General features: G+C 40.5%; 19 protein-coding genes. 17 read left to right on the plus strand and 2 right to left on the minus strand.

The genetic code is table 11. The features are described from left to right. Nucleotides 1-83: 83 nt before the first annotated feature. The 5 genes from rsmG (at nucleotide 84) to ACGLYD_RS19285 (ending at nucleotide 4,446) form a co-directional block, all read left to right on the plus strand. A complete protein-coding gene (rsmG, locus tag ACGLYD_RS19265; protein ID WP_067204096.1) occupies nucleotides 84-800 on the plus strand; it encodes a 16S rRNA (guanine(527)-N(7))-methyltransferase RsmG in 717 nt (238 codons plus the stop codon). 94 nt (nucleotides 801-894) lie between these two features. Continuing rightward, nucleotides 895-1,758, plus strand: coding sequence for a nucleoid occlusion protein (noc, locus tag ACGLYD_RS19270; RefSeq protein WP_067204099.1), 864 nt, complete (start codon nucleotides 895-897; stop codon nucleotides 1,756-1,758). Nucleotides 1,759-1,953: 195 nt separating this feature from the next. Next, a complete protein-coding gene (locus tag ACGLYD_RS19275; protein ID WP_067204101.1) occupies nucleotides 1,954-2,715 on the plus strand; it encodes a ParA family protein in 762 nt (253 codons plus the stop codon). Next, nucleotides 2,708-3,547 carry a ParB/RepB/Spo0J family partition protein gene (locus tag ACGLYD_RS19280; protein WP_067204104.1) on the plus strand — a complete coding sequence of 280 codons (840 nt, stop codon included), beginning with the start codon at nucleotides 2,708-2,710 and terminating at the stop codon, nucleotides 3,545-3,547. The genes ACGLYD_RS19275 and ACGLYD_RS19280 overlap by 8 nt, the downstream gene beginning before the upstream one ends. Nucleotides 3,548-3,741: 194 nt before the next feature. Then, nucleotides 3,742-4,446 carry a DUF554 domain-containing protein gene (locus ACGLYD_RS19285; protein ID WP_187046283.1) on the plus strand — a complete coding sequence of 235 codons (705 nt, stop codon included), beginning with the start codon at nucleotides 3,742-3,744 and terminating at the stop codon, nucleotides 4,444-4,446. Here the strand turns inward: ACGLYD_RS19285 and yyaC are convergent. Continuing rightward, nucleotides 4,357-4,998, minus strand: a complete 642-nt coding sequence (gene yyaC, locus ACGLYD_RS19290; RefSeq protein WP_187046284.1) for a spore protease YyaC — start codon at nucleotides 4,996-4,998, stop codon at nucleotides 4,357-4,359. The genes ACGLYD_RS19285 and yyaC overlap by 90 nt on opposite strands. A 75-nt stretch (nucleotides 4,999-5,073) precedes the next feature. Between yyaC and ACGLYD_RS19295 the strand changes: the two genes are divergently transcribed. The 3 genes from ACGLYD_RS19295 to ychF all read left to right on the plus strand — a co-directional run bounded on the left by ACGLYD_RS19295 (nucleotide 5,074) and on the right by ychF (nucleotide 7,433). Beyond that, nucleotides 5,074-5,964, plus strand: a complete 891-nt coding sequence (locus ACGLYD_RS19295) for a mechanosensitive ion channel family protein (RefSeq protein WP_231885745.1) — start codon at nucleotides 5,074-5,076, stop codon at nucleotides 5,962-5,964. 4 nt (nucleotides 5,965-5,968) lie between these two features. Then, nucleotides 5,969-6,166: a DUF951 domain-containing protein gene (locus tag ACGLYD_RS19300; RefSeq protein ID WP_067204109.1), complete on the plus strand. Its 198-nt coding sequence runs from the start codon at nucleotides 5,969-5,971 to the stop codon at nucleotides 6,164-6,166. Nucleotides 6,167-6,332: 166 nt separating this feature from the next. Next, a complete protein-coding gene (ychF, locus tag ACGLYD_RS19305; protein ID WP_067204112.1) occupies nucleotides 6,333-7,433 on the plus strand; it encodes a redox-regulated ATPase YchF in 1,101 nt (366 codons plus the stop codon). Nucleotides 7,434-8,155: 722 nt separating this feature from the next. On the opposite strand, the gene ACGLYD_RS19310 is transcribed toward ychF, so the two are convergent. After that, nucleotides 8,156-8,737, minus strand: coding sequence for a DUF3267 domain-containing protein (locus tag ACGLYD_RS19310; RefSeq protein WP_354313459.1), 582 nt, complete (start codon nucleotides 8,735-8,737; stop codon nucleotides 8,156-8,158). Nucleotides 8,738-8,885: 148 nt separating this feature from the next. On the opposite strand from ACGLYD_RS19310, the gene rpsF reads away from it, so the two are divergent. The 9 genes from rpsF to yycF all read left to right on the plus strand — a co-directional run bounded on the left by rpsF (nucleotide 8,886) and on the right by yycF (nucleotide 17,897). Continuing rightward, entirely contained in the window at nucleotides 8,886-9,173 is a 288-nt protein-coding gene (rpsF, locus tag ACGLYD_RS19315; protein WP_067204117.1) for a 30S ribosomal protein S6, read from the plus strand. Nucleotides 9,174-9,232: 59 nt separating this feature from the next. Continuing rightward, nucleotides 9,233-9,778 carry a single-stranded DNA-binding protein gene (gene ssb, locus ACGLYD_RS19320; protein WP_067204120.1) on the plus strand — a complete coding sequence of 182 codons (546 nt, stop codon included), beginning with the start codon at nucleotides 9,233-9,235 and terminating at the stop codon, nucleotides 9,776-9,778. Nucleotides 9,779-9,821: 43 nt separating this feature from the next. Next, nucleotides 9,822-10,058: a 30S ribosomal protein S18 gene (gene rpsR / locus ACGLYD_RS19325; protein ID WP_067204122.1), complete on the plus strand. Its 237-nt coding sequence runs from the start codon at nucleotides 9,822-9,824 to the stop codon at nucleotides 10,056-10,058. Nucleotides 10,059-10,144: 86 nt separating this feature from the next. Continuing rightward, nucleotides 10,145-11,200 carry a YybS family protein gene (locus ACGLYD_RS19330; RefSeq protein WP_197485349.1) on the plus strand — a complete coding sequence of 352 codons (1,056 nt, stop codon included), beginning with the start codon at nucleotides 10,145-10,147 and terminating at the stop codon, nucleotides 11,198-11,200. 12 nt (nucleotides 11,201-11,212) lie between these two features. Continuing rightward, nucleotides 11,213-13,189, plus strand: coding sequence for a DHH family phosphoesterase (locus tag ACGLYD_RS19335; protein ID WP_067204127.1), 1,977 nt, complete (start codon nucleotides 11,213-11,215; stop codon nucleotides 13,187-13,189). After that, nucleotides 13,189-13,638: a 50S ribosomal protein L9 gene (gene rplI / locus ACGLYD_RS19340; protein WP_187046287.1), complete on the plus strand. Its 450-nt coding sequence runs from the start codon at nucleotides 13,189-13,191 to the stop codon at nucleotides 13,636-13,638. Before ACGLYD_RS19335 ends, rplI begins: the two co-directional genes overlap by 1 nt. A 15-nt stretch (nucleotides 13,639-13,653) precedes the next feature. Next, nucleotides 13,654-15,009, plus strand: coding sequence for a replicative DNA helicase (gene dnaB / locus ACGLYD_RS19345; RefSeq protein WP_067204134.1), 1,356 nt, complete (start codon nucleotides 13,654-13,656; stop codon nucleotides 15,007-15,009). Nucleotides 15,010-15,420: 411 nt separating this feature from the next. Further along, on the plus strand, nucleotides 15,421-16,893 hold the full coding sequence (locus ACGLYD_RS19350; RefSeq protein ID WP_342539329.1) for a M23 family metallopeptidase: 1,473 nt from the start codon (nucleotides 15,421-15,423) through the stop codon (nucleotides 16,891-16,893). Between the two features lie 293 nt (nucleotides 16,894-17,186). Further along, on the plus strand, nucleotides 17,187-17,897 hold the full coding sequence (gene yycF, locus ACGLYD_RS19355) for a response regulator YycF (protein WP_067204140.1): 711 nt from the start codon (nucleotides 17,187-17,189) through the stop codon (nucleotides 17,895-17,897). Nucleotides 17,898-17,900: the final 3 nt, after the last annotated feature.

Genomic DNA, 17,900 nt, shown 5'->3' on the forward strand with positions numbered 1-17,900 from the left:
GCTGTAGTACGCCTCCTACGTAAACAGTCTTGTGCCTGTCGGGGCTGAACGACGCCTTACGCTTTTCTTAAGGGGGAATATTGATGAATGTTGCACAATTTATACAAGCTTTAAAAGAACAAGGTATTGAATTGAGTGAAACGCAAATAGCTCAGTTTAACCAGTATTTTAAACTCTTGGTAGAGTGGAATGAAAAGATGAACTTGACAGCGATTACAGATGCGCCCTCAGTTTATTTAAAACACTTCTATGATTCTATATCCGCGGCTTTTTATATTAATTTGAATGAACCAAAAACAATTTGTGACGTAGGCGCGGGAGCCGGATTTCCAAGTATTCCTTTGAAAATTTGTTTTCCAAACTTAGACGTGACTATTGTGGATTCATTAAATAAAAGAATTGGTTTTCTGAAAGTATTAGCTGAAGAACTTCAGCTAGAAAATGTGCATTTCGTTCATGCAAGAGCTGAGGACTTCGGACAAGACTCCAAGTATCGTGAAAAGTTCGATATCGTCACTGCTCGTGCGGTTGCACGTCTGTCTGTCTTAGCTGAATTATGTATACCACTAGCTAAAAAAGGTGGAATCTTCATTGCGATGAAGGGAGCAGCCGCAGAAGACGAACTTTTAGATGCAAAAAAAGCACTTTCTGTTCTCGGGGCTACCATTAAAAAACAATACTCATTTATTTTGCCAATTGAAAATAGTGAACGAAATATCTTTGTTTTTGATAAAGAGAAAATCACTCCTAAAAAATATCCTCGTAAACCAGGCATTCCGAATAAAATGCCAATTCAGTGAACTGTTTCACGTGGAACAATGAGTAAAGAGGATATACTATCGCCATGCCGAATTAGTAGAATTAGGGAGCAGTATTGAAAAGGTGGTGCCGGGAATGAAAAGTCCGTTTTCACGATTTTTTGGGAGTGGAGATAAAGAATTAGATCCACTAGTAGTGGAAGAGGTTCATCACGAAGTAATTGAACAGGTGAAAATCGAGTTAATAAATCCAAATAAATTTCAACCGCGTACAATATTTTCTGAAGATAAGATTGAAGAACTTGCGAGGACAATCCATACGCATGGTGTCATTCAACCAATCGTCATTCGGAAAATGGGTGAAGAAAATTATGAAATCATCGCTGGAGAGCGTAGATATCGAGCAATGAAAAAATTGGGATGGTCGGAAGTACCGGCGATCATTCGAAACCTTGATGATAAAGAAACTGCATCCATTGCACTTATTGAAAACTTACAGCGTGAAGAATTGACTGCAATTGAAGAGGCATATGCCTATGAAAAACTTCTTGAACTTCATTCCTTAACACAGGAAGCGTTAGCGCAAAGACTAGGAAAAGGTCAGTCAACTGTTGCTAATAAATTGCGTTTACTGAAATTACCCGATGAAATCAAGAATGGAATATTAACAAAAGAAATATCGGAGCGACATGCAAGAGCACTTATTCCAATTAAGGACAGCGAATTACAGTCACAACTTTTTAAGGAAGTAATTGAACAGCAGTTGAATGTCAAACAACTAGAAGCCAGAATCTTTCAGGTTTTACACCCTCCAGAGAATGTAAAAGATAAAAAGACAGCACCTCGGAGAAAATCGGTAAGTAAAGATGTACGAATTGCTCTTAATACTATTAGACAATCACTAGTTCTCGTTACTAAAAGTGGGATAGATGTAAAAACAGAAGAAGAAGATTCAGATGATTTTTATATAATCACTGTTAAAATACCGAAAAAGAAATAAGAAATGTCCAAGTGCCTTGATAGACCTGAAAAACTTATACTTTCTTATTTTTTAACAAAAGACTCTTGCTTCACATAGCAAGAGTCTTTTTTCTACATATTTCTCTACAAAAAATGTTTTTTTTGTTAAACTAGAAGAAGTTACAAAATTGAAAGAATAAAAGAATAATAAAAGTGCAGGAAAGCAGGTGCAGGTGTGGGCAGAATTATAGCGATAGCCAATCAAAAGGGAGGCGTCGGAAAAACGACAACATCCGTAAATCTAAGTGCTTGCCTTGCTCATATAGGCAAAAAAGTTCTTTTGATTGATACCGATCCGCAAGGGAATGCAACGAGCGGGGTAGGCGTTAACAAGGGGGAAGTCCAACAATGCATTTATGATATTCTAATAGATGATGTTAATATAAAAGATGTCATTCGTTCGACTAAAGTAGAAAACCTTGATATCGTGCCGGCAACTATATCCCTAGCAGGCGCAGAAATTGAGCTAGTTTCAACTATATCCAGAGAAGTACGGATGAAACATGCTATTCAGGAAGCAAAAGATCTGTATGACTACATCATTATCGACTGTCCACCGTCACTTGGTTTACTAACAATAAATGCACTGACCGCGGCTGATTCAATTATCATCCCAGTCCAGTGTGAGTACTATGCGCTTGAAGGTTTAAGTCAACTACTAAGTACGATCCGGCTTGTTCAAAAACATTTAAATGAAGACTTAATGATTGATGGCGTCTTACTTACGATGTTCGATGCAAGAACAAATTTAGGGATTCAAGTTATAGATGAAGTGAAAAAGTATTTTCAAGATAAAGTATACAAAACGATTATTCCAAGAAATGTACGATTGAGTGAGGCACCGAGTCATGGAGAACCGATTATCATTTATGATTCAAGATCACGTGGTGCAGAAGTATATTTAGATCTGGCAAAGGAAGTGGTTCGCAATGGCTAAAGGTCTTGGGAAAGGATTAAATGCTTTATTTCCTGGAGAGTCACTAGCGAAAGTAGAGTCTGTCGAACACATTCATGTGAAAAGTATTAAGGCCAATCCGTACCAACCAAGGAAAGTATTTGATGAAAATGCTATTCAAGAGTTGAGTGCTTCCATTAAAGAACACGGTATTCTTCAGCCAATTATTCTTCGGAAAATGGGAACGGCCTACGAAATTGTTGTAGGTGAGAGACGATTCCGTGCAGCACAAATGGCAGGTCTAACTGAAGTTCCAGCGGTTGTCCGTATCTTGACGGACGAAGAAACAATGGAGTTTGCGATTCTTGAAAACTTACAGCGGGAAGACCTAACGCCAATAGAAGAGGCTGAAGCTTATCAAAGCCTCATGGAAAATCTAGGTCTTACACAGGAACAACTAGCATTTAGACTCGGTAAAAGTAGACCTCACATCGCAAACCATGTCCGTTTACTTTCATTGCCTGAAAAAGTAAGAAATTATATTACTGTAGGTAAAATTTCTATGGGGCATGGTCGAACATTACTTGGTCTACGTAAGAAAGAACAAATCGCTTTAGTGGCAGAACGGCTACTAAGAGAAGGACTTAACGTCCGCCAATTAGAAAAGCTGGTTCAAAAAATGAATGAGGATGTTCCACGTGAAACTAAACCAGAAAAGCGTAAAGACTTATTCCTTGCCGAGCGGGAGTCAAATCTGCGTGATTATTTCGGGACAAACGTATCAATAAAGAAAACAAAGAATAAAGGTAAAATTGAAATCGAATTCTTCTCTGAAGATGATCTCGAACGTATTCTTGAATTATTGAACGAATAAGGATGCACCTATTTTGCCGACTGTGCAAAATAGGTTTTATTTTTAACTTTACTCAGCGGGAATCCAACCCCGCTGAATGAAGTTAAAGCCTCCGGCGGATGTCACAGATTTTGAAGGGAGTTAATTGAGCAAGCTCAATTAAAAATCTGGACGCAAATACGCCTCGACGTATTTGATTGAGAGGAAGTGAAAAAGTGATTTTATTTGGAACAGTTGTGAATGTTCTTTTAATAGTTGCAGGTGCGTTCATAGGAAGATTTCTACATAATATACCCGAGCGGATGAAAGAGACTGTCATGTATGGAATTGGGCTTGCGGTTGCTGTTATTGGCATACAAATGACTTTTGAAAGTACGCAAATACTGATTGTTATTATCAGTATTGTCGTTGGTGCAGTAATTGGTGAGTGGATGGATCTCGATAAGAAAGTGAATGATCTGGGACACTGGATGGAGAGCAAGATACCGGCAAGTGATAAAGGTCCGGGCATTGCGCAAGGGTTTGTTACAGCTACGTTGATTTTTGTTGTTGGATCGATGGCCATTATCGGTGCTATCGATAGCGGTCTGAGAAATGATCATGATGTCCTGGTCATGAAAGGGATTATTGATGGTTTCACTGCTATCATTTTAAGCTCAACGCTAGGTATTGGTGTCGCGTTTGCTGCAATTCCTGTATTTTTTTATCAAGGAATTATCACGTTATTTTCTACTCAAATAAGTCGCTTCGTTCCGGATGATTTACTGAACTTCTTCATCTCTGAAATGACAGCGACAGGTGGATTAATGATTTTGGCTATCGGTTTGAATTTAATTGGTTTGACTAAAGTGAGAGTTGCCAACCTGATTCCAGGTATCCTTGTTGTTGGAGTTGCTGTTACTATCGTACACTTCTTTTGATTTAAGACGCCCGTGTGCAAGTTGCAATGCCCGAGCAATAGTGCGGCTCATCTCGTATGGAAGGTAGAGGCGAGTACTTTGCAAAACGGCATGTTCCATGAACCCGGCGATATTGACTATGCCTTTAATGGATACGTCCCCAACTGGGGGTAGCTCCTTACCGACTGCCTTGCCAGGGTGTATAGGTCCACTATTGAAAAGTAATTGTCCGATAGAACTTACTTGTCCTAGGCATGCATCAATTGCTACGATGAAAGCAGTGGGATTAGTGAGTCTGGTTTCATCAATATGCTGTTGTAGATTTAAGGCATGTAATGGACTTTCCAATGTCCCGATTACAGTGAATGGGAACAGGGGAGACTCGGATAGGAAAGAACCAGTAAGTGGCCCTAGCGAGTCACCGGTAGATCGATCGGTTCCGATGCAGAAAAAAGTGAGATCTTGGGTTTCGAATGGAATGTGCTGGAGGAATAATGAACTGAGTTTCCAAACGGCACCTGTCTCCTTATGGTGAATGCGATAATCATATGGTGTAGAAAGAGTAGATCGCATGAAAAAACTCCATTTCTTTTTTTTATAACTCAGTCTACGCTTGCAAGTGATTTATTATACGAAAGGAAGAGGATTGTGGCAGTAACTATAAATGAAGACTTTGAAAAGTTGAAAGAAGATGCTGAAGAAGTAGGTAACATACTATTTAGTTCGAAAACTTGGTTTGATCTTGGCATGCTAGGACTTAAAGTAATCTTCATTATCTTGCTATCCATTATTGTAGTGAAAATAGGTAAAAGCGTTATTCGCCGCGCATTCAAGGTGAGACTGAAAGGCGCTTTACGTCATACAGAGCGCCGTGAAACAACATTGGTTAAGCTGCTTCAAAATACATTGTCATATGTCGTCTATTTCGCAGCAATTCTAGCAATCCTTTCTGCATTTACAATCAATGTTACAGGAATTCTTGCAGGGGCTGGAGTGTTAGGTCTGGCAGTCGGTTTTGGTGCCCAAAGTCTTGTGAAGGATATTATCAGCGGTTTCTTCATCATTTTTGAAGATCAATTTTCTGTGGGTGATTATGTACAAATTGGTTTAACAGTTGGAACGGTTGAAGAAATTGGTTTACGTACGACAAAAATTAGTGCGTATGGCGGGGAAGTACATATCATCCCGAACGGAAATATTTCAGAGGTCGTGAACTACTCAATTAATAATTCACTGGCTATAGTGGATATTAGACTTGGATATGAAACAGACATCGCGAAAACGGAAAAACTGTTGGAAGAGTATCTTGCAAATTTATCTGTTGGATATGAAGCGCTGATATCACAGCCAACTATCGTAGGCGTACAAGATTTGGGAGCATCTGAAATTATTATGAGAATCACAGCAGAAACCCAGCCTGTTATGCAATACGAAATTGCGAGGAAATTACGCAAGGATTTGAAAATATTCCTGGATCAGAACGGTATTGAAATACCGTACCCGAAAATGGTTATGTATCAACCGAAAAATGAGGTGTAAATAGATGGTGGAAAAAATCTTTGGGTTAAATGACATTGTTGAAATGAAAAAGCAGCATCCATGCGGAACGAACGCATGGAAAATCATCCGGATGGGGGCGGATATCCGCATTAAGTGCGAGGGATGTGGTCACAGCGTAATGATTCCACGTAATGAATTTGCGAAGAAGATGAAAAAGCTGCTTGTAAAGGCTGAATCTTAAGCTGTTCAGATTCCAGGCGTTCCGCTAGCAGATGGACAACTAGGCCTGCTGTCCTTATAATGGAAGAGTTGCATATGGAATGTATGAGTAAAAGAATTAACATATAATGGAGGCTTCTTTAAGCGAAAGTACCGCTTAAAAAGCTAAATGAAAGGTTGTGGAACGAATGGCATTAACAGCTGGAATCGTCGGTCTACCAAACGTAGGTAAATCTACACTATTCAATGCGATTACAAAAGCGGGGGCAGAGGCGGCAAACTATCCGTTCTGTACAATTGATCCGAACGTTGGAATCGTTGAAGTACCTGATGAAAGACTAGATAAACTTACAGAATTAGTAACACCGAAAAAAACAGTACCGACTGCATTTGAGTTTACAGACATCGCAGGAATTGTTGAAGGAGCAAGCAAAGGTGAGGGGCTAGGGAATAAATTCCTTATGCACATCCGTGAAGTGGATGCAATCTGTCAGGTTGTCCGTTGCTTCGTAGACGAAAATATAACACATGTAGCTGGTAAAGTTGATCCAATCGATGATATCGAAATCATCAATCTTGAATTGATTCTTGCAGATATGGAAGCCGTTGAAAAACGATTGGCACGTGTTACCAAAATGGTGAAACAGAAAGATAAAGTGGCAATGGCAGAAGAGCCAATCTTGATTAGATTAAGAGAAGCATTTGAAAATGAAAAACCTGCTCGTTCTGTTGAGTTTACTGACGAGGAACTTATCCTTGCAAAAGGGATGAACCTTTTGACGATTAAACCGATGCTCTATGTAGCAAACGTTGCGGAAGATGAAGTTGCAGATGCAGACAATAATGAGAATGTTAAAGCTGTCCGCGCATTTGCGGAAAAAGATAGTGCACAAGTAATTGTTGTTTGTGCAAAAATCGAAGAAGAAATGGCTGAACTTGAAGATGATGAAAAAGCGATGTTCCTTGAAGAGTTGGGCATCAAGGAATCGGGCCTCGATCAACTTATCAAAGCATCTTATAAGCTTCTTGGCTTTGCAACATACTTCACAGCGGGCGTACAAGAAGTTCGTGCGTGGACATTCCGTAAAGGGATGAAAGCACCGCAATGTGCTGGAATCATTCACACTGACTTCGAACGCGGCTTCATCCGTGCTGAAACAGTAGCATATGATGACCTAGTTGCAACAGGTTCAATGGCTGCTGCAAAAGAGGCAGGAAAAGTTCGTCTTGAAGGAAAAGAATACATTGTTAAAGACGGCGACGTTATGCTGTTCCGTTTTAACGTTTAAGTACCAATAAATGCTACTTTGGAATGTTACATTCCAGTACGTCTGTTGCTTAGCCAAAAGTAACCAGAAAATAACTTGATCACACTGGGTGCTACGTGCAACGTTGTACTTGGATTGCTTTGGTTTGAACGACTACTCTATCATTATCGAGATGTCTGGATGTGTAGGGATGCGACTTGGTCGCATCCCTACACATTTTTTTTCGGTAATCGTATGGTGGTCCTTCTTCCGTCGCGCTCCAAATTAATAAGTATACGTAGTTCTGAAGCTTTTTGGGACGAAAGAATAGCTGGCTTCTTACCAGGAGAAAAGCCGCCAAAGATGCAATTTTGGCGGCTGATGCTTTCTATATAGTTTTTTCATTTTTTATTAAAGAAGTGTCACTCTCAAGTATGTATCACATGATTAGATGTATACTTTTTGTTAAAAGTAAGCAAGAAGCACATTATACAACGTGCAAGAGTGCCCGAAATTGCATCTTCGGGCACTTACACTCGCCATAGAATGTCATCTACTCTTTTCTTCCAAAACAACTGCATTTTACACTTGAACATTGTAGGTACGCGACAGGCAACTAGCCATACTAGGACACCTCAGTAAATCTGATATGAATAGTTCCCCGAAAGCGAGCCGAAAATAGTCCAGTGAAAATAGAGGATATCACCAGTATTTTATGTAAAAAAATGGCTAATCGACAGACCTAACATTCCAGAGTGGCATTTTTATTTTTCAATATAGTTCTCCAACTCAATCCTTTTGTCAGGTGAATAGACATAAAGTTTAGGTAATTCAGGATCGTCTTTCACAACCCAATCGTTGGGCAGTTCTTTCAACTCCTTATACATAGCGAAGTCGCCAGCTGCCCCGCCTATCAATAAAGCAGACAGGCTGACTAGCAAACCACTTCCAATATAAAGACCGATAACGGCTGGAAGAATACCTGTCGTCCAAAAAGGGAGCAGTAGCGCTTTTCGTATAGCACGGTTTGTCATAAGTTGATCGGTTGTCGCATACGCGATGCCCATTTTTAGATTAACTCCAACAATCATCTTTTTCCATGGGACATCACCAAATACACGGAAGCCAAGCAGGTGAAATAGTTCATGCAGAATGATCAGCAGGATATAGCCTATAATGAAAAAAACAATTGTCCATAAGCTAAGTGAAAACGAAAAATCTCTTTCAATAACAATTTTAAGAAACCATAATAAAAGGAAAGCACTTGCGGTTAAAACTAGGCTGCTCTTAGCCACTTTTGGTAAATCAATCTCAATTATTTTGTCGGGTACAGGAAATTCATTCAATGAAAATCACCTCTATTCAAAAGTATACAAGAAAATAGTTGAAAGATGAATGGAACTGTGCTAATATGTACTGATGTGAGTAATATAATTACTTACTCCTTGCCCGCTGAAATCAGCAGGGCCCAAGTCCATAAGGAGGTGACTACAGATGAGAAAGTACGAAATTATGTACATTATCCGCCCAACAGTAGAAGATGAAGCGAAAAAAGCGTTGATTGAACGTTTTGACGAAGTTCTTCTTTCTAATGGTGCAGAAAACATCGAGTCGAAAGAGTGGGGCAAGCGCCGTCTTGCTTACGAAATCGACGATCTACGTGAAGGTTTCTATCAACTAATTAAGTTGAATGCAGAAACTAAAGCAATCGATGAATTTACACGTCTTGCGAACATCAACGAAGATATTCTTCGTCATATGACTGTCCGCATTGAAGATTAATCCATATATGAATAATGAACAGGTGAAACTTACAAAATGATGAGGGAGGTTGAATTCTAATGATTAACCGAGTTGTTTTAGTAGGGCGATTGACAAAAGATCCTGAACTCAAGTATACACAAACCGGTATTGCTGTTACACGTTTTACGTTAGCAGTAAACCGAGCTTTTCAAAGCGCTTCAGGCGAAAGAGAAGCTGATTTCATCAGTTGTGTTGCTTGGAGAAAACAGGCTGAAAACGTTGCAAACTTCTTGAAAAAGGGAAGTCTTGTCGGAGTAGATGGCCGTATTCAGACGGGCAGCTTTGAAGGACAAGATGGAAAGCGTGTTTATACTACAGAAGTTGTAGCAGACAGCACGCAATTTCTCGAACCGCGCAATGCATCTGGCGAAAATAGATCGGGAGCTGGCGGTGGGGCACCTTACCAAGGTTCTCAACAAAGCGAACAACCGAGCTATCAGAATCAGCAGTCAAACCAACAATACAAACAATCTAACCAGCAATCTCAACAGCCTAATCAGCAAAATTACACACGTACTGACGATGATCCATTCTCGACAGGCGGAGGTCCGATAGAAGTATCGGACGACGACCTGCCGTTCTAAGAATCTACCCGTCATTATGAATTAAGTAAGGAGGGGAACAACTATGGCACCACGTCGTGGAGGAAAGAGACGCCGTAAAGTTTGTTATTTCACATCAAACAACATTACTAAAATCGATTATAAAGATACAGATATGCTTAAGAAATTTATTTCTGAGCGTGGAAAAATCTTGCCTCGCCGGGTAACTGGTACAAGCGCGAAGTATCAGCGTAAACTGACACTTGCAATCAAACGCTCACGTATCATGGCACTTCTTCCATTCAGTTCGGAAGAAAGATAATTTTATTTAGATAGACCGCCTCGTCAGACCGACACAACCGGTATGGGGGCGGTCTTTTTATTCGGGTAAAAGAAGTACATATGTTCTTGGTTTGGTTTAAAAACAATAATCATGATACAATTGAAGCAACTATCCATAGTAATTGGAAGTTAGAAGTATGGATAGAATTAGTCGTCCAGCGAAAGACCGGAGGAATCTATATTATGCAAGACAATGCAAGGAAAATTACGTACGGAGCAATGATGATTGCGCTATTTGCAATCTTGCTTGCGGTATCGTTATATACGCCATTTCTCGGAAATGTCACTATGTTCTTTATTGCGTTACCGATTATTTTGTACAGATTGAAATACGACAGGAACTCGTCCCTTCTTACATTGGCGGCCGGTATCGTGTTGTCATTATTAATCGGAGGTATTCTACTCGTTCCAATCGCTTTCGTCCATGGAATTCTTGGATTCATTATCGGAGAAACCATTGTGAGGGGCAAATCAAAGTTATATATCTTCATGGCTTCTGGACTCACTCTACTTATCACGGGGATGGGCGTTTATGTTGGGGCTGTCCTTTTCTTCGGATTCAATATGATTGATGCATTAATGACGGTTATGGAGGATACTAAAGAGCAGATGAAGTCGTTCATGGCTAACTATGGCGGCGTACCGGATGGCTATGATGAAGTCGTTACATCAACGTTTCAGATGTACGAGTACACAATTCCATCTATCTTCATCATAAGTATTTTCATGTTAGCTTTCATTCTTCTCACGCTAAACCTTGGAGTTGCCAAGCGACTGGGATTTGAAGTACCCAAGTTTCCACCATTCCGTGAAATGAAACTACCAATGATTGCGGTGATTTTGTACGGAGCAATTCTTCTTATTACGCTCTTTGCAGGTGTGAAGCCGGGCACTAATCTATATCTGATTACCGTCAACGCAACTACTGTTTTGAGATTCTTGTTTCTACTGCAAGGTGTTTCACTTATCCATTACTATGTAAATGAAATGAAGTTACCGAAAGTAGCGACAGTTGTGGCCACGATTTTTGCACTAATGCTGGCTCCGATAACGACGATGCTCGGGATACTTGATACGGGAGTGAATCTACGTGCCTGGCTTAGAAAAGACAAGTCAAAATAAGGGGATGGGACAATGACGTCATTTTTTAGAAAAAGAGCAATACGCTATCCGTTGACGGTATTGTCGATTCTGGGCGTGATGGCGGCAGTGCTCCTGCTCTTATTCCAGTTTTGGCCTGGACTTCTTTTCTCCGTCTTATTTATAGTTACAATGGGATTTACATGGAAAATGGAAGAACAGACTTATATCGAAACAGAGAAACATATCGAAACATTATCGTACAGGATGAAGAAAGTCGGAGAAGAAGCACTTCTTGAATTGCCGATTGGAATTATCCTTATTAATGAAAAAAATATTGTTGAGTGGGCTAACCCGTACGCAGCAAAAGTATTTGCACATCAGGAAACCCTTATCGGAGATGACTTGTTCGATCTATCTGGACAGTTTCATGCGATCTTAAAAAATGAAAAGATAGAAAATAATGTTTTGACGATTGGAGAACAATCGTATAAGGTTTTTTATAAAGCAGAAGAAAAACTTATTTATTTATTTGATATTACGGAGCAACTAGTGATGGAGACTCTTTATTATGCAGACCGTACAGTTCTCGGTATTATTCTTGTCGATAATTATGATGAGGTATCACAGGCAATGGACGATCAGACAAGAAGTCAGCTTAATTCATTGGTAACCTCACTTGTAAATAGCTGGGGAACAACAAATGGGATATTTGTAAAACGAATTGCGACTGATCGTTTCTTGGCTGTCTTTAACGAGGCAACATTGGCTGATTTGGAAAAAACAAAATTCTCGATTTTAGATGACATTCGTGAAACAACTGCTAAGCAGAGTACGGCACTGACACTAAGTATAGGTGTGGGTGTGGGATCTACTTCATTAATCGAATTGGGCGAACTGGCACAGTCGAGTTTAGATCTTGTACTGGGACGCGGCGGTGACCAAGTGGCCATCAAACGTTCTGACGGGAAGTTGAAATTTTATGGCGGTAAAACAAATCCCGTTGAAAAAAGGACCCGTGTTCGTGCAAGAGTCATCTCACATGCGTTGCGAGATCTTATTCAAGGCAGTGATAAAGTATTTATCATGGGTCACAAAATGCCTGACATGGACGCAATCGGTGCAGCAATTGGTGTTCGAAAAATGGCCCGCAAGAATAATATTGAGGGATATGTAGTCGTCAATTTCAATGAACTTGATGGAAGCGTCACACGGCTTATGGACGAAATTAGACGTGATACGGATCTGTTCAATCAATTCATCACGCCCGATGAGGCGCTTTCGATGATTACAGAGAAATCATTGATCATTGTTGTTGATACGCATAAACCGAGTATGGTCATTGATGAACGAGTTATCGATAAAGCAGAGAAGGTTGTCGTCATTGATCACCATCGACGTGGAGAAGAGTTTATCAAGAACACGATGCTTGTCTACATGGAACCATATGCGTCATCCACTGCGGAGCTCGTAACCGAATTAATTGAATACCAGCCTAAACAAGAAAAACTTACGATGCTTGAATCGACAGCCCTTCTAGCGGGTATTATCGTCGATACGAAAAGCTTCACACTCCGCACAGGGGCAAGGACGTTCGAAGCAGCATCGTATCTGCGAACCAATGGAGCAGATACAATACTCGTTCAGCGCCTGTTAAAAGAGGATATCGCTACTTATGTCCTGAGGTCTAAACTGATTGAAACTGTTGAATTGTCCGACGCGGGGATTGCCATTGCAAAAGGAGAGAACCAAGTCGTTTATGGTTCTGTTTTGATAGCTCAAACGGCTGATATTCTTCTTACAATGCAAGGCGTCGCAGCTTCATTCGTCATTGCATCCCGTGCAGATGGTAAAATAGGAATAAGCGCTCGTTCTCTCGGTGAATTGAATGTTCAACTCATCATGGAAGAACTTGGAGGCGGCGGCCATTTGACGAACGCAGCATGCCAGCTCGATGTTGAGTCTGTGGAAGCAGCAAAAGAAATGTTAACGGCTGTACTGAATACAAAGATGGAAAGGGGAAATTCATAATGAAAGTAATCTTATTGAAAGACGTAAAAAGTATTGGAGCAAAAGGTGATGTGAAAGAGGTATCTGTGGGGTACGCACAAAACTTCCTACTGAAAAATAAATTGGCGGTTGAAGCAACGCCAGGGAATATTAGCAGACTTGAAGGTCAAAAAAATCGGGTCGCTAAAGATGCAGCAGAAGAATTAGCAGAAGCAAAAGAGCTAAAAGAGCAAATTGATAAAATTACGGTAGAAATGAAAGCTAAATCTGGTGAAGGTGGAAGGCTATTTGGTTCAATTACAACAAAACAAATTGCTGAAGCATTAAATAAAACTGAAGGTATAAAAGTGGACCGTCGTAAAATGGAATTACCGGATGCAATCCGTGCACTTGGCTTCACGAATGTTCCAATCAGAATTCATCCAGACGTGACGGCAACACTTAAAGTACATGTAGTGGAAGAAGGATAAGGAGAGATTGGGTAGATGAATCAGATGATTGATCGCGTCCCACCACATAATAATGAAGCGGAGCAGTCGGTTATCGGGGCAATTTTCCTTGAACCACAAGCGCTCATTACAGCGGCAGAACTTCTTATGCCAGAAGATTTCTATAGGATGGCGCATGAGAAAATCTTCCAAACGATGATTATTCTAAGTGACAAAGGTCAGGCAATTGACGTTGTCACGGTCACGGAAGAACTATCTGCTAAAAAAGAACTGGAAGATGTCGGCGGTATTTCGTATTTGATGGAGATCGCCAACTCCGTTCCAACAGCAGCTAACATTGTGCATTATGCCCGTATCGTTGAAGAGAAAGCACTTTTACGGCGGCTTATCCGTGTGGCTACTTCAATCGTTGAAGACGGTTACGCGCGGGAGGACGAAGTAGAGGCACTTTTAGCTGAAGCGGAAAAGAAAATGATGGAAGTATCCAACCGGAAAAATGCTGGGGATTTTCGTCATATTAAAGACGTCCTCGTTGAAACGTATGACAGTATCGAACTTCTTCATACGCAAAAAGGTGATGTTACAGGTATTCCAACAGGTTTCCGGGATTTAGATAAAATCACAGCCGGTTTTCAGCGCAATGACTTAATCATTGTTGCCGCGCGTCCGTCTGTTGGTAAGACCGCATTCGCATTGAACGTGGCGCAAAATGTTGCGACTAAAACCGATGAAAACGTCGCAATCTTTAGTTTGGAGATGGGTGCGGAGCAGCTCGTTATGCGGATGCTTTGTGCGGAAGGTAATATTGATGCACAAGTGCTTCGTACAGGTGCTCTTGAAGCGGAAGACTGGCGTAAACTTACGATGGCAATGGGTAGCCTTTCAAATGCCGGTATTTTCATCGATGATTCGCCGGGTATCCGTGTCAATGACATTCGTTCTAAATGCCGTCGCTTGCAACAGGAGCACGGCTTGGGCATGATAATGATTGACTATATGCAACTGATTGCAGGAAGCGGCACTAAGCCCGGTGAAAACCGGCAGCAGGAAGTTTCAGAAATCTCCCGTTCGTTGAAATCACTTGCGAGGGAATTGAAAGTACCGGTTATTGCACTGTCTCAGCTGTCACGTGGTGTTGAGCAACGCGTGGATAAGCGCCCGATGATGTCCGATCTCCGGGAATCAGGGAGTATTGAGCAAGATGCGGATATCGTTTCATTCCTATACCGTGAGGACTATTATGATAAAGAAACAGAAAATCAGAATATGATTGAAATTATCATAGCCAAACAACGGAATGGTCCAACAGGTACAGTAACCCTTGCTTTTGCAAAGGAATACAACAAATTTGTCAATATTGACTGGAGTCAGCACGAATCTCCGGATTATTGATAAACACAAACATTATTTCGGGTCTTTGGAAATAACACCATCAAATAGAGAAAGACGTCTTGTGATACCGAGGTTTCCCGGTAGACAAGACGTCTTTCTTTTTTATCGAAAAATACCTGAAAGTGACGTAGCAAAGTCGAAACAATGAAAAATAAATTGTCGAATAGAACGCTAAATGTATAAATAGCAAGGTAATAGTCGAGTAATGTGATAGAAAAGAAAGTTGAGAGAACCCTCTATCATTACAAAATTAATAGTTAATAAATGGATGCTATTCTACATTCTCATTACAAAGTCCTATAATACTACAAGAATGGTACCGGATATGTTAAATTAGAGAGGCGTGAAAATTTGCATACTGTAAATGATCTATATCAGTCTTCTGATTGAAATATGGAGGGAGTTTCATATATGTTTTTCAAAAGTAATAAACAGGACGAAACAAAAAAGGCATTACCAAAATTTATTCGTCCTTTCAAAAAGACTCAAAAGATCCTCGTTATGACAATGATCTTAGCGGGACTTGGGGTAAATTCAGGTTTTGCGAATGAAGAGGAGAGTAAGGACCTCTCGACCATATTCCATATCTATTCAAAAGGGGAATATGTGGGTGTTATAGCTGATCAAGAAAAGCTGGAAGAATTGAAAGAAGAAGAGCTGAAAAAAGCAGCCTCTGAATTTAAGAATCTTCCGCTTACAATAGGAACAGATTTATCGGTGATTCCAGAGCGGGTATTTACAGCAGAAACAGACGATGACATTGTCCTAGAAAAACTTCATGGAATGCTGTCCGTGGAAGCGGAAGCAATCGGCGTTTTAATTGACGAAGAACTGGCATTCTACGTTAATGATATGGCCACGTATAATGAAGTGATTCGCGAGTTGAAATTACAATCTGTTTCTGAGAAGAAGCTTAATGAATTCGAAGCCCGCAAAGCTTCTTCTGAACCAATACCCCCTTTGAAAGAAGATGAAACGCGTATCGTAAACATCTTAATTAGCGGTGAGATGCAGGCGGTACCGGGGAATGTATCTCCAAAAGAGGTAAGAAGTACAGAAGAAGCCATGGTTCTCCTTAATAAAGGGACACTTGAGGAGAAGAAGTATGTAGTAAGTTCAGGTGATGTCCTTGGATCAATTGCTGCCGCTCACAATATGGCAACGGCTAAATTGGTAGAAATAAATCCAGGATTTACAGTAGATAAGGTTCTTAGATTAGGCGACGAGCTCAATGTTACGGCTATTGAACCGTACGTAGAAGTGGAAGTTCATTATGAAACGAAAACAAAAGAAGCTATTAAATATGCAACTTTAACTGAAGAAGACAGTTCCTTATTTAAAGGCGAAAAGAAAGTAACAAAGAAAGGTTCTGACGGGGAAAAAATTGTTACAGAACTTATTCGTAAACGAAATGGTCAAACGATAGGCAGGTCTGTTTCTGAGGAAAATATTATTGCTGAAGCAGTAGACAAAGTGACGGTTGTCGGAACGAAAGTGATTCCTTCAAGAGGATCAGGTACATTCATTTGGCCTGCATCTGGAGGATATGTTTCTAGTCAAATGGGTACTCGCTGGGGTAGGACGCATCAAGGTATTGATATCGCACGTCCATCCTCGTATGGAATTGTAGCAGCAGATAATGGAGTTGTTACAACTACAGGATCGCACAGCACATATGGAAATCGGGTTGTCATCACACATAACAATGGCTATGAAACCTTGTATGCCCATCTCTCTTCAATTGAGGTCAGTGAGGGACAAACTGTATCACAGGGAACAAAAATTGGTGTAATGGGGTCGACAGGTCGTTCAACGGGTGTCCATCTTCATTTTGAAGTATTCAAGAACGGTTCCAATATTAACCCCATGAGCGTGTTAAGATAATTAGATAACCAAAGACGATACACATGTTGTATCGTCTTTTTTTAACGTTTAGACTCCGGCGACTCGAGGGATAGAACTATATTCCTCCTACTCGTCGGGTCTACCGAGGCGCTTACTTTTTTTGAATGTTCCATTCGACAATATTCGGGGTTTATTGCCCGGGAAATAGTGAGAGTGCTAGGAGAAGATGGCGACTTTGATGCGACAGTAGAAACGTGCGAAGCGTCGCGAAGAATGATAGAGTAAAAGGACACTGATAGAGGCGCCAACAGGGCGAGATGGGGGAAGATAAAATGCAAAACAAAGTAATTTTAATTGTTGATGATGAAAAACCAATTGCTGATATACTTGAATTTAATCTAAAAAAAGAAGGTTTCACTGTTTTTTGTGCATACGATGGAGATGAGGCGCTTGAAAAGGTAGAAGAAGTTAAGCCTGATCTAGTACTTCTTGATATTATGCTACCGAAGCGGGATGGTATGGAAGTATGCCGAGAAATCCGAAAAAAATATGACTTCCCGATTATTATGTTAACAGCGAAAGACTCGGAAATTGATAAAGTACTTGGTTTGGAACTTGGAGCAGATGATTACGTCACCAAACCATTTGGAACACGTGAGCTCATTGCTCGTGTGAAAGCAAATTTACGCAGGCATATGAAATCTGTTGAGGAAGAGCAAGAAGGGGCTACAAATGACATTACAGTCGGCAACCTGATTATTCAGCCAGATGCTTACCTTGTTCTAAAAAGAGATGAAAAAATTGAACTGACACATCGGGAGTTTGAACTTCTTCACTATCTTTCGAAGCATATTGGACAAGTTATGACGCGTGAGCACCTCTTACAAACAGTATGGGGTTATGATTACTTTGGAGATGTGAGAACTGTAGATGTAACAATCCGTCGTTTGCGAGAAAAGATTGAAGATGCACCAAGTAATCCAACGTGGATTGTGACAAGACGTGGCGTTGGCTATTACTTACGTGACCCAGAACAGGAGTAACTA

The organism is Sporosarcina sp. SG10008 (assembly GCF_044569405.1).
In the GTDB taxonomy this organism is placed as follows: domain Bacteria; phylum Bacillota; class Bacilli; order Bacillales_A; family Planococcaceae; genus Sporosarcina; species Sporosarcina psychrophila.